This is a genomic window from Amycolatopsis sp. NPDC052450 (assembly GCF_044547565.1).
In the GTDB taxonomy this organism is placed as follows: Bacteria; Actinomycetota; Actinomycetes; order Mycobacteriales; family Pseudonocardiaceae; genus Amycolatopsis.
Genome location: NZ_JBIUAQ010000047.1, coordinates 10,146 through 22,323, shown reverse-complemented (window position 1 = coordinate 22,323; position 12,178 = coordinate 10,146). Strand labels below are relative to the sequence as shown.

Genomic DNA, 12,178 nt, shown 5'->3' with positions numbered 1-12,178 from the left:
GGCCACCTGATCGGGTGGTCACCCTACGATACTGCAATACCGACCTTATCCCTCAGCCAAACGCGGGTGGCGTCCCGATACTGGGACGCGTTGCGGTGCAATGCCAGCGAATGTCCGGCACCGGACAGAACATACGTGGAAAGTTCGGCCTCCGGCCGATAGAACGGCGCTTCCGCCGGACGCAACGTCTCCGCGCTCGAACAGTCCCGGAGCGCGAACAGGCCGCAGAACAGGATGTCCTTCTCCCCGACCGCCTGGAAAACCGGCACCCTGATCGCTTTCGTCGCGGGCAGTACGATGCCGAACACGGCGACGGTTCCCATTCCAAGGACCGCGACCTGATCCTTGGTCGCCTCGTCGGCCTCGATGACCCGCGGATCGGTGTTTTCCGTCGCGTAGAACAGGCCGGCACGTGCTCCCGGCCTGGTCGTGAAATAGAGCGGATCACTGCCGACCGAACCGAGCTTGTCGTCCGCGAAGGCGGGCTGGAGACCGAGAGCCACGCCGAGGGTCAAGGCGGGCACCGACGGCAGATGCGTGACACCGGTGAGGATCACGCCGTCCACGTCCTGATACGTCGAGGCCTCGGCCGCGACGATGCCCGAACCGACCGAATGCCCGACGATCACGACCTTCTCGAACGGCGTGCCGCCGACCCGCCCCGCGCGCAGATGGCCGATCACCTCGTGCATCGACCGCGCCAGCACCGGCAGCAGGAGCGGCGGACTGAACGGTTTGCTGCTCCCGCCCGAGCCGAGCTGATCCGCGGCGAAGGTCGCGTAGCCGTGCTTGGCCATGTCCCGCTGGTAGGAGTAGCGATCCGGGTCGTAGGGCAGGTCCCAATAGGCGCTGTTGTACGTGCCGCCGTGCACCAGCAGCTGAACCGCCTTGGGCGCCGGACCTTCGGGCAGGCAGAACCGGCCGTGCACCGTCGCGGGTCCGCCGAGCGGGCCGGTGACCGGCAGATCCAGGTCGGAACAGCGGATCTCGACGGCCGCGGCGGGCGCGGCGACCAGGAAACCACCGAGGAGCGCGCAGCAGGCGGCCACCACCGCGGCCAGTTTGAGCGGCATTCTCACAGAACCCTCTCCGGAATCGGAACGCTCGGAAGGAGCACGAACCCTACACCCGGTGATCGAACGTTCACCGTCAGCCTGTCAGGCCGGTGTTCGCGGCAGCGCGATCATCGGTAACCGGTTCGGCTGCATCGTCGCTTTGATCTTGGGGAAGACCTTTACCCCTGGTACCGGTTCCAACCGCCACCGCGCGCCGATCGTCGCCGCCACCAAGGCGATCTCCGTGGGGGCGAACTGGTGGCCGGGGCACAGCCGCGCGCCGGCGCCGAACGGGATGAACGCGCCTTTGGGCACCGCGGCGGCGCGTTCGGGCTCCCAGCGATCCGGGTCGAACCGTTCGGGTTCGGGGAACCAGCGTGGATCGCGGTGCAGCGTGTGCTGGCTGACCGCGACCTCGGTACCGGCGGGGATGCGCACACCGCCGAGTTCGGCGTCCTCCCGCGCCCGCCGCATGAGGATCACCGGCGGGGTGCGGCGGACGACCTCGTTGATGATCCGCTGCGTGTAGACCAGGCGCGGCAGGTGTTCGAATCGCGCGGGCCCGCCCGCCAGCACCTCGTCGACCTCGGAGTGGAAGCGGCGCGCGATGTCCGGCCGCGCCCCGATCTCGTGGAAGAACCACGCGAGCGCGACGGCCGTGGTCTCGGCGCCGGTGGTGAGGATCGTGATGACCTCGTCCTCCACCTGCCGGTCGGTCATCTTCTCGCCGGTCTCGTCGTCCTTGGCCAGCAACAACATCGACAGCAGATCGCCCTGATCGCCGCCCTTCTCGCGCGCCTTGAGGACGGCGTCGCCGATGACCCGCCGGAGCCGCGCGGCCGCCGCGTCGAATTCGCGGTTCGCCGCGATCGGCAGCCGTTCCACGAACTTCGGCGAAAAGGCCCGGACCATGACGTACTTCAACATGATCGGGATCGACCGCTGGATTTCGGTGAGCGCGTCGTCGCCGAGTTCGGTGGAGAACAGTGTGCGCCCGGAGATGGTCAGCGCGAGATCCTGCATCCGCCGGTCGAATTCCACCACCTCGCCCGGTTTCCACGTGTCGGCAAGGTCTACAGCGAGCTTCGTCATCGTCGTCTCGGCGTAGAGCGCGATGCGGCTTCGCTGGAAAGCGGGCAGCATCATCCGTCGTTGCCGCTGGTTGAAGGCGCCGTTCGAAGTCGCGAGCCCGTCGCCGAACAACGGCCGCATCTTGTCGAACACAAGGCCTTTGTCGAACTTCCCCGCGTCGACGGCGAGCAGCCGCCAGGCCAGTTCCGGCGTGGTGACCAGATAGACCGGCATCGGGCCGAAGTCGAGGCGGACGACGTCGCCGTGCGATCGCAGTGACGTCAACAGTTTCAGCGGATCGCGGAGCATCGGCACGGTGTGCCCGAGCACCGGCCACCGGCCTGGGGCGACAGCGACGTCCCGTGGTTCCATCGTGCTCGTCTCCCGGTGCCTGGGCGCTGAACCCGGTCACCTTAGGACCGCCGGGGCGCCGACGGAGTGTCGCGGCCGCACATCCACACGATCGGACGATGGCAGCATGGTCCCGCGTGACCGATAGACTCCTGTGCCCCAACGGATCCCAACCGAACGGCGGCCACGACGGTGACATCGAACCTGAGCTGGGTACCCCCGGAGGTCGACACGGCCGTGCCGAATCCCGCCCGGGTCTACGACTACTGGCTCGACGGCGACCACAACTTCCAGGCCGACCGCGACCTGGGTGAACAGATCCTGAAGATCATGCCGGGGATCCGCGACGCCGCCCGGCTCAACCGCGCCTTCCTGCGCCGCGCCGCGCTGCACATGGTGGACGCGGGGGTGCGGCAGTTCCTCGACATCGGCTCCGGCATCCCGACCGTCGGCAACCTCCACGAGATCGTCCAGCAGGCCGACCCGTCCTGCCGGGTGGTCTACGTCGACCGCGAATCGGTCGCCGTCGCCCACGCCAGACTGCTGCTGCGCGGCAACGACCGGTGCGCGACGATCCAGGCCGACCTGCGCGACACCAACGCCATCCTCGACGCGCCGGAAACCCGGGAACTGCTGGACCTCGACCAGCCGATCGGCCTGTTCATGTTGCTGCTGCTGCATTTCGTGCCGGACTCGTGGGAACCGCACGCGATTCTGGCCCGCTACCGCGAGCGCCTGGCACCCGGCAGCTTCCTCGCCCTCTCGCACGTCGCCGCCGACGCGAACTCCAGCGGCCTCGACGAGGCCATCGAGGCGTACAAGAGCACCCAGAACGACCCCATCCCCCGGACCCACGACCAGGTGCTTTCCTTCTTCGAGGGCTTCGACGTCCTCGAGCCCGGCGTCGTCGGCTGCGCGATGTGGAACCCGCAAGGCGCCGGCGACATGTCGGAGGACCCGGAGATCAACTCGCTGCCGTACGCCGGGGTGGGCCGGAAACCGTAGGGGCCGGCCTCGTCAGTGGCGATTCGGGTTCTGGCGAGCCTCCTCTTAGGTACCTACTGCGTGACCTGCGGCGCTTCTTGTGTGATGCCGGGTTTGAAGTACATGAAGGACTCCTTCCTGTACCTAGGCGCAAGGAAGGGGTCCTTCATGTACTGGGTTCTGCGCGTGAAGGCTCACGGTGGCGTTCCGGCCCGGCGTGAGGTGAGGGGCCCCTTCCCTACTCTCAGGGTAGGGAAGGAGCCCCTCACGGACCTACGAACCCGACCCACCCGCCGTAGGCACCTAGAACACAGTCGGCCCTAACTCGAATCGCCACTCACGAGACGCGACGATGAGCGAGCGGCTCCTTCAGCGCTTCCGACGGCCCGGCGTCGAACTCTCATGTCGTGAAGGGCACCTTTGAGACCTTCAACGTCTCAAGGGGACCCTTCACGACATCCCCCACCACCGCGACCACTCACGCGAGCGCCCGACTGGAGTCCTTCACGGACCTGAGGAAGTTTGTGAAGGTCGAGTTTCCTCGCTCAGCCGAGGGAAGGGGGCCTTCACGCGCAGCCGCTCTACCCCCGAATCGCTCCCCTCGCCCCCCTCAGGGCAGCACGTCGGTCACGGTGTCCTTGATGACCTGCCACTTGCCGTGCTCGCGTACCAGCGTCAGGCTGATCGTGTAGTGCCGGTTGACGTTCTGCGACGGCACCTTGTAGTAGGCGTCGAGGATGGCGAAGCCCATCTTGCAGTCCTCGACGACGGTGTGGGTCACCGTCCACGGCATGCTGTACTCGTACGGGACCTTGAACTGCTCGTTGACCACCGGGTCGACGTTGGCGTCGTAGCCGATGAACAACTGCCCCCGGCGCCCGACGGTCACCATGTTCTGGTGGATGATCGCCCGGTAGCGGGCCTCGTCGCGTTTGTTGAAGCTGTCCATGTCCTCCCAGACGGCGCGGTCGAACGCCCGCTGACAGGACTGCCGTTCCGCCTCCGCCCGCTGGTCGCTCGCCGCCGCCGCGGCGGGCACACCGATTCCCGCCGCGGCCACGATCAGCCCGGCCAACGCCGCGTAATACCGCTTGCGCATGGGGTTCTCCTCATCACGTCCCGTACTTCGTCCACCCGCAGGTTCTCCGGACGGCGCATCACAGCTGCATCACTTCCGCACCGGCGCGGGCGGGCGGCCGGTTAACCTCGCGGGAGGGGGTGCGATGGAGTTCCGGATCTTGGGGCCGGTGCAGTGCCGGAACGGCACGCGGGCGCTGAAGCTGGCGGGCTCGCGGCAGGAGCGGATCCTGGCCGCGCTGCTGCTCGGTGCCGATCGCGTCGTCTCCGTGTCGCGCCTGGTGGACGTCGTCTGGGACGAGGATCCGCCCGCCACGGCCATCCGCCAGATCCGCAACCTCACCACGGCGTTGAAGCGAGCCCTCGTCGCCGAGGGCGCCGCCGAAGACGTTCTGACCGCCGAAGGGCCCGGCTTCGTCCTGCGCCCGCGCGTCTTCGACCTGCGCACGTTCGAGGAGCACGTCTCACGGGGCGAGTTCCGCGAAGCGCTCGCGTGCTGGCACGGACCGGCACTGTCCGGTGTGGACAGTATGGCTTTGCGCGGCGAGGCCGGCGAACTCGACGAACGTCGTCTGTCCGTTGTGGAGCGTTGCCTCGACGAGGAGATCTCCGCCGGGGAAGACTCCGTCGCGGAGCTGACGGCGCTGGTCGCCGAACACCCGCTCCGGGAACCGTTCGCCGGACTGCTCATGCGCGCGCTGCACCAGCAGGGCAGGCAGGCCGACGCGCTGAACGTCTACCGGCAGGCGCGGACGCGGCTGGTGGAGGAACTCGGCCTCGACCCCGGTCCGAAGCTGCGCGAACTCTACGAGCGGATCCTCCGCGACGAGCCGGAATACGGCAAGACACGCTGCTCCCTCCCTTACGACGTCCCGGATTTCACCGGCAGGGAGGCGGAGCTCCGCCGTCTGTTCGACGCCGTCCGGCTGGGCCGCCCGGTGGCCGTCGACGGGATGGCCGGAGTCGGCAAGACCTCGTTCGCCGTCCACGCCGCGCACAGACTGGCCGCCGATTTCCCCGACGGGCAACTGTTCGTGGATCTGCACGGCCATTCCCCCGCCCGCGACCCGCTCCCGCCCGAGGCCGCGCTGGAAGCCCTGCTCGGGCAGCTGGACGTCCCGGCGAGCAGGCTGCCCGGCGGCGTGGACAGGCGTGCGGAGCTGTGGCGCACCAGAACGGCGGGCCGGTCCCTGCTCGTGGTGCTCGACAACGCCGCGAGCGCCGAACAGCTGCGGCCGCTCCTGCCCGGCTCCGCCACGGTCGGCCTCCTGGTCACCGGAAGACGCCGCCTGTCCGCCGTCGACGGCGCCGCGTCGATCAGTCTCGAAGTGCTGCCGGACGAACAGGCGGGCGCCCTGTTCGCGGCGGCGTCCGGGCGGCCGGACTCGGGGGTGGCCGCGTTGTGCGGGAATCTGCCGCTGGCGATCCGGATCGCGGCGGCCCGGCTGCAGAATCGTCCACAGTGGACCGTGGAGACGCTGGCCGAACGGCTGGGTTCCGAGCACGACCGGCTGGCCGAGCTGACCGTCGCGGGACGTGACGTGACCGCGGCCTTCGCTCTGTCCTATCGGGAACTCGATGCCGCGCAACAACGCATGTTCCGTTTGCTGGGGCGGAATCCCGGTGCCGACATCGGCGTTCCCGCGGCGGCCGCACTGGCCGGCGTCGGTGAACACGAGGCCGAGCGGCTGCTGGAAGATCTCCTCGACGCCCATCTGCTCAGACAACCCGTGCTGGGCCGCTACGCGTTCCATGACCTGATCGCCGAGCACGCCCGCAACGTCGCGCGCGACGAGGAATCGGGTCCGGCGATGGGCAGGTTGCTCGATCACTACCGCGACGGCGGCGGCTCCGGCTGGTACCGCACGGAACGGGCGAACCTGGTCGCGGTGACCCGGCACGCCTTCGACGCCGGTCTCGACGAGTACGCCTGGCGGATCGCCGAGGACACCACGGAACACCTGCGGGAGAGCGGGCACCTCGACGAACTGCTCGCCGTGGCGCGGACCGGGCTCGCCGCCGCCCGCCGGCTCGGTGACCCGCAGGCGATCCAGCTGAGCCTGGCGAGCCTCACGCTGGCGTTCTGGGAGAACGGGCGGCTCACCGAGGGCATGGGCTGCGCCATGGAACGGCTGGACGTCGTCCGCGCCTCCGGCGACCGTGCGGCCGAGGCACTCGCCCTGTCCAGAGCGGGCGCTCTGCACGGCATGCTCGGCCGCTACGCCGAAGCGATCCGGTTCTATCGCGACGGCCTGGCCGTCGCGGACGCCGCCACCGACGCCGTCGCCACGCTCTGGACCAATCTCAGCAACACCCACGAGGTCCTCGGCAACCTGGACGACGCGCTGGCCTCGGCCCGGCGGTCGGTGGCACTGCGCGAAGACGCCCGCGGCACGATCCTGAGCTCGGCCCAGCTCGGTCTGGTGCTGGCCCGGCTCGGCCGCTTCGAGGAGGCGTTCGAGGTCGTCGAGCGGTCGATCGACTCGTCGCGGGACCTCGGCTACCTGTTCGGCGAGGCGTGGAGCCTGATCGACCACGCCGACGCCTTGCTGCTCGCCCACCGGCCCGCAGACGCGCGCGAGCAGGCCGGACGCGCGTGCGCGATCCTCACCCGGCTCAACCATCCGTTGCTGCTGGCCATGGCGGCCAACAGCCTGGGCACCGCCTGCCTCGCGCTCGGCGAGACGCCGGTGGGGCTCCGGCAGCATCGGCTCGCGCTCGAAACGGCGAGGCGGATCGGCTACCGGCTGCAGGAAGCCCGCGCGTTGGCCGGGCTCGGGCAGACCCGGGCCGCACGGGACCACTACGCCGCGATGGGCCTGCCCGCCGAGCCGATGAAGGTCGTCACCCGAGGAACTCGGTGAGCAGGCCGCGCAGGGTGTCCGGCCGGTGAAGGACACCGTGGTCCTGTCCCTCCACAGTGGAGTGCCGGGCGCCGGGGACCGTGTCGGCGACCGCGCGGGCGCCGGCCCGCAGCCAGGCGTCGCTCTCCCCGCCGTCCATCACCAGCGTGGGCACCGAGATTTTGGCCAGCCTGCCGGCGGGCAGCACGTTGCCGGGACCGCACAGCGCGAGGTCGTAGGGCAGTGTGTGGGCGAGTCCGGTGAACCACGCCCAGAACGGGTCGTCCCGCATACCCTTGACGACCGCCGCCGGCGTGGCCGTCCCCTCGACCAGGAAGAGTTCCGCCGCGCCGTCGCGGTCGCCGTCGGCGATCAAGGCGCGGACGCGGTCGAAGAGGTCGACAGGGGGCTTCGGACGGCTGTCGTCGACGACGTACGGCGGTTCGTACACGGCGAGACTCGTCATGGCGACGCCTCTCGCGGCCGCCTCCAGTCCGAGCACGGCTCCCGACGAGTGCCCGAAGACCGCCGCCGAACCACCCACGTGCTCGATCAGCGCGGCGAGGTCTTCGACCTCACGCTCCACCGAATAGACCGCGCCCGCGCCGCTGTCACCCCGCCCTCGCCGGTCGTAGGCGATCACGGTGAAGTCCGCGGCCAGCGTCGCGGCGAGGCCGGCGACGGTCGTGCGGTCGTTGAACGCGCCGCCCGCCAGGATCACCGGCGTGCCCGCTCCGGTGCGATCGAAGGCGATCGGGGTGCCGTCGGCCGAGGTAACGGTCTCGAACGAGGTGGTCATCAGGTCCTCCACAGGGTCGCTTGACTCTAGCTTCGTCCCTGGGTCGGAGCCGACGACCACCGCTCGACATCACTTCGCGAGATTCCCGAAGAATTTCCGGAGCTCGGTCACCACGTCGTCCGGGACGGCCATCGCGACCATATGGCTGGGGCTCTCGTGATCCGCCCAGCGCACGACGTCGTTCTTACGCGAGGCAACCTTGCGCAGCGCGGACGGCCCGCCGTGCGAGACGCCGGTCGGCACCACCGTCTGGTCGATCGGCATCGCGGCCGCGCCCTCGTAGTACGGCCACAGCGAAGTGCCGCCGGTCCCGGTCAGCCAGTACAGCGTCGCGTTGGTGAGCACCAGGTCACGGTCGATCGGCTCCGCGGGCGCCACGCCTTCGGGCCAGCCGTCGAACTCCTTGAACCGCTCGACCAGGTACGCCAGCTGCGCGACCGGCGAATCGAGGAAGCCGAAGCTCAGCGTCTGCGGCCTGTTCGTCAGGTACGGCGCATACCCGCTGCCGCCCGCGAAGCGCTCCATCAGGCCCGCGAGGTCGGCCTGGTCCCGTTCGGTGAGCCCTTCGAAATCCGCCGGATCGCCCATCGGCACACCGAGTCCGGAGGTGATGTGCGAGCCGATGACGTGCTCGGACGCGTGCACCGCGAGGCAGGGCGTCACCAGCGCGCCCGCGTCGTTCCCATGTGCGCCATAGCGTTCGTAGCCGAGGCGGCTCATCAGCTCGGCCCACGTCCGCGCCACCCGCGCGATGTCCCACGGACGCTCGTCAGCCGGTTCTGGGAAAGACGAGAAGCCGAAGCCCGGCAGGGACGGCGCGACGACGTGGAAGGCGCGCGAAGGATCGAGACCGTGGGCTCGCGGGTCGGTGAGCGGCCCCAGGACGTGCAGGAACTCGGCGATCGAATTCGGCCAGCTGTGCGTCATGATCAGCGGGATCGCGTCCGGTTCCGGCGACCGGACGTGCAGGAAGTGCACCCGCTGACCATCGATCTCGGTGGTGTACTGCGGAAACTCGTTGAGCTGCTTCTCCCACGCGCGCCAGTCGTAGCCGTCTCGCCAGTACTCGGCCAGGTCCTTGAGGTAGGCGACCGGGACGCCCCGGCTCCACTCGGCACCGGGCAGCGCCGACGGCCAGCGGGTGCGGGCCAGCCGGTCGGCCAGGTCGTCCAGCTCGGACTGCGGGATGTCGATGCGGAACTGCTCGATGTCGGTCATGAGAAGACCGTAGGGATCATTCAGGCCAGAACATGACCTAAATGGCCCCGCACTATCGCTCTGACCGTTTGTCTCACTCACGCCGCTGGAGCGACCAGCCACGCCAAGCGTGTCGCGAAAGCCACTTTCGCGACCTCTGGCGTCGCGAAAGTGGCTTTCGCGACATCGACACCGGCTCCCAGCCCCGGAGCGAAGGCGACTTTCCCCGCATCTGAAGCAGGGAAAGTCCCCTTCACCCCAGTCCCGGTACGTCACCCAGTCCCACTCACCTAAACGCGAACCACCTGCGTGGCGCCGAACGAGTCCTTCACCGGCACCTCGAAGGTCTTGCGCCGCACCGTCACCCGCAGGACGTCCTGTCGCTGTGTCGGATCCGAAACAGCCAGCCGCCAGCCGTCGCGAGTCCGGCCGAGCGCCACCGAGGCCGGACCGGACACCGACACCTCGTCGACCGAGCCGGCGGCGAAGAAGTTCGCCAGCAGGGTCGCGTCCCACAGCCGGACGGCCTGCACGGTCGCGGTGTTGGACCGCACGCGCCACACCCAGGCCGAGGCGATCGTCTCCAGCACCGACGCGGTCGGCAGAACGGCGTAGGCGTAGGTCGCGTTCGAAGGGTTGGCCCCGTGTTCGATCACGAGCTTCTGATAGCGCCGGGTGTACGGCACCGTCGTGCCCTTGGTGTTGGCCCCCTTGTCGATGTCGCGCCAGGTCCCCGTCCGGTCCTCGCGCAGCGCGCTCACCTCCGCGGCGTCGAGCAGGACGTACCCGCCGACCTTCTCGAGGTGCAGCCATCGCTTGCGCCGCAAGGACTCCGAGCCGCCGACGAGACGGCCGTCGGCAAGGAGGGCACCGGTGCCGTTCTCGCCGAGGTTCCGGTTCTCGATCGTGGTGCGGACCCGCTCACCGGACGTGTCGGTGATCCCGGCGCCGAGGCACAGCACACCCACCGGTGTGAAGAACCACGACTTTCTCGCGGTCAGCGTGCCGTCTTGCGAGACGAAGTCGAGGGCGTGCGCGCCGTGCCGCGCGTCCCATCGGACGCCACCGCAGTGATCCTTGCTCGTCAGCGGGACCGGCTCCAGTTTGGGGGGCGGCCCGCTCTTGGTGGTGGTGCCCGGCAGCGACAGCGGGTCGACCGTCGGCCAGTAGGCGTCGGTGAAATGCCCTTTGGCCTTGGGCAGGAACAGGTACAGCGAACCGTCGCCGGTGTACCAGCCGTGCAGGTTCATGGAGTTGATCGACTCGTAGCGCGAGATCCGCGTCGAGGCGACGCCGAGAGAGGCCGACCAGCCTTCGGTGATGTGCACCATCCGGTCCTGCTGGCCGAACACGCGATGCGCCGCGACCGTCCGCGTCGGCCGGATCCCGGTCGCCAGCAGTTCCTGCGCGAATTCGATGCCGGGGATGCCGACGAGGTCCGGCCCCGGCGCGAACCGTTCGGGGTCGGGGATCCGGAGATACGGCGCGAAGGTGTCCTCGGTGATCCACTTCGCGGCGAGGCCACCGAGTTCTTCCTTGCGCTTCCCGCTCGCCGACCGCGCCAGCAGGACGACCGCGCCGGTGAGCTGATGTCCGATGTCGTGCGCGGATTCCCCTTGCCGGGAAAGGAACCGGCCGCGGACGGACTCCATCAGCGCGCCCGCGTGGACGAACGGCGCGAACGTGTCGGAGACCAGCGCGTACGCCGCGTCGCGTACGTCGGCGGGCAGCGCGAACTCCGTGCCCTTGGTGACGTGGACGGCGGACGCGACGGCGGTGAGCAGGACGATCCCGTAATGCCCGGGATACGGCACCGAATCGTGCTGGAGGAACGAGCCGTCGGTGTGGAAGCCGTCGCCCGACGCGCGGTGGAGCCTGGCGATGACGCTCGCCGCTCCCCCGCCTTCCACGTCGGTGAACGCTCCGACGCCTCGCTTGATCCGTTCGACGTCGCCGAGCATCGCGCCGGAGACGATGGAGATCGTGGACTTGTCCGCGCGGTTGGCGCCCGTCTCGACGACACTCGGGTTGTTCGTGCGGAGATTCGGATTGCCGGAGAACTTCAGCACCGGCTTCAGGTACTTGGCGAGTTCGTCCTGGGTCAGCTCGTCGGCGACCGTCGCGAGAATGTGCAGCAGGTAGAGCGGGATGCCGATCTCGTAGGTGTACCAGTTGCCGATCTCGGTGGTCTTCTCGCTGTACTGATCGCTGGTGTACAGCAGTTCCAGCGCCGCCTTGATCCGGGCGAGGACGGCCGGATCACCCGCCAGCGCGCCGCCCGGGGTGCCCCAGTCGACCGCGATCGCCCGCAGCCTGGCGTACATCGACGTCGTGAACTCGCTGCCAGGGCCGAGCGGAAGGTCCTTCCACAGTGGACCGCCGCCGACCGTCATGCTGTCGTGGTAGGCCTTCGCGACCCGGTCCAGGTTCGCCAGCGCGGCGGTGCGTTCCGCCGACGGCCGGTCGATACCGGTTTGCAGTTCGCGGTAGCCGGTGACGATGGAGGACGTACCCGGAGCCGCGGGCTGCGCTGACGAAGGGCTCGCGAGAGCGGTCGTGAGCGCCACCGAAGCGGCCACTGCCGCACCCGAGCGCAGAGCGGTTCTCCTGTCGAAGTGACCGTATTCGGGCATGACGGTGCCTCCCAAAGGGTCGAAAAGACGGCAACTAGGGCGGCGGCGTGTGGTGTTTCTCGTGAGTGGTGGGGGGGGGGGGGCCGGGCCGAACCCACACCACCGGAGAAAGGGTTGCGGGGGTGGGTGGGGGGGGGGGGGCCCGGGGGTTGTTCATGAACAGGTTGG

8 protein-coding genes are annotated in these 12,178 nt (G+C 69.2%); 2 read left to right on the top strand and 6 right to left on the bottom strand.

Annotation, left to right across the window (positions count from 1 at the left end; all coding sequences use genetic code 11):
* Nucleotides 1-23: 23 nt before the first annotated feature.
* Entirely contained in the window at nt 24-1,073 is a 1,050-nt protein-coding gene (locus ACIHAO_RS40525) for an alpha/beta hydrolase (RefSeq protein WP_396567238.1), read from the bottom strand.
* Nucleotides 1,074-1,157: 84 nt separating this feature from the next.
* On the bottom strand, nt 1,158-2,498 hold the full coding sequence (locus tag ACIHAO_RS40520; protein WP_396567236.1) for a cytochrome P450: 1,341 nt from the start codon (nt 2,496-2,498) through the stop codon (nt 1,158-1,160).
* Between the two features lie 171 nt (nt 2,499-2,669).
* On the opposite strand from ACIHAO_RS40520, the gene ACIHAO_RS40515 reads away from it, so the two are divergent.
* On the top strand, nt 2,670-3,482 hold the full coding sequence (locus ACIHAO_RS40515) for an SAM-dependent methyltransferase (RefSeq protein WP_396567234.1): 813 nt from the start codon (nt 2,670-2,672) through the stop codon (nt 3,480-3,482).
* 589 nt (nt 3,483-4,071) lie between these two features.
* Here the strand turns inward: ACIHAO_RS40515 and ACIHAO_RS40510 are convergent.
* Entirely contained in the window at nt 4,072-4,560 is a 489-nt protein-coding gene (locus ACIHAO_RS40510; protein ID WP_396567232.1) for a hypothetical protein, read from the bottom strand.
* Between the two features lie 124 nt (nt 4,561-4,684).
* Here ACIHAO_RS40510 and ACIHAO_RS40505 point away from each other — a divergent pair, with 124 nt between their 5' ends.
* Nucleotides 4,685-7,402: a BTAD domain-containing putative transcriptional regulator gene (locus tag ACIHAO_RS40505; protein WP_396567230.1), complete on the top strand. Its 2,718-nt coding sequence runs from the start codon at nt 4,685-4,687 to the stop codon at nt 7,400-7,402.
* Here the strand turns inward: ACIHAO_RS40505 and ACIHAO_RS40500 are convergent.
* The 3 genes from ACIHAO_RS40500 to ACIHAO_RS40490 all read right to left on the bottom strand — a co-directional run bounded on the left by ACIHAO_RS40500 (nt 7,383) and on the right by ACIHAO_RS40490 (nt 12,010).
* Nucleotides 7,383-8,180 carry an alpha/beta fold hydrolase gene (locus tag ACIHAO_RS40500; RefSeq protein WP_396567229.1) on the bottom strand — a complete coding sequence of 266 codons (798 nt, stop codon included), beginning with the start codon at nt 8,178-8,180 and terminating at the stop codon, nt 7,383-7,385. The genes ACIHAO_RS40505 and ACIHAO_RS40500 overlap by 20 nt on opposite strands.
* Before the next feature lie 69 nt (nt 8,181-8,249).
* Nucleotides 8,250-9,398 carry an epoxide hydrolase family protein gene (locus ACIHAO_RS40495; RefSeq protein WP_396567227.1) on the bottom strand — a complete coding sequence of 383 codons (1,149 nt, stop codon included), beginning with the start codon at nt 9,396-9,398 and terminating at the stop codon, nt 8,250-8,252.
* Between the two features lie 269 nt (nt 9,399-9,667).
* Nucleotides 9,668-12,010, bottom strand: coding sequence for a polysaccharide lyase 8 family protein (locus ACIHAO_RS40490; RefSeq protein WP_396567225.1), 2,343 nt, complete (start codon nt 12,008-12,010; stop codon nt 9,668-9,670).
* Between the last annotated feature and the right edge of the window lie 168 nt (nt 12,011-12,178).

Coding starts and splice junctions, on each gene's coding strand:
- ACIHAO_RS40525 (WP_396567238.1), bottom strand. CDS start 1,073: ATGCCGCTCAAACTGGCCGCGGTGGTGGCCGCCTGCTGCGCGCTCCTC.
- ACIHAO_RS40520 (WP_396567236.1), bottom strand. CDS start 2,498: ATGGAACCACGGGACGTCGCTGTCGCCCCAGGCCGGTGGCCGGTGCTC.
- ACIHAO_RS40510 (WP_396567232.1), bottom strand. CDS start 4,560: ATGCGCAAGCGGTATTACGCGGCGTTGGCCGGGCTGATCGTGGCCGCG.
- ACIHAO_RS40505 (WP_396567230.1), top strand. CDS start 4,685: ATGGAGTTCCGGATCTTGGGGCCGGTGCAGTGCCGGAACGGCACGCGG.
- ACIHAO_RS40500 (WP_396567229.1), bottom strand. CDS start 8,180: ATGACCACCTCGTTCGAGACCGTTACCTCGGCCGACGGCACCCCGATC.
- ACIHAO_RS40495 (WP_396567227.1), bottom strand. CDS start 9,398: ATGACCGACATCGAGCAGTTCCGCATCGACATCCCGCAGTCCGAGCTG.
- ACIHAO_RS40490 (WP_396567225.1), bottom strand. CDS start 12,010: ATGCCCGAATACGGTCACTTCGACAGGAGAACCGCTCTGCGCTCGGGT.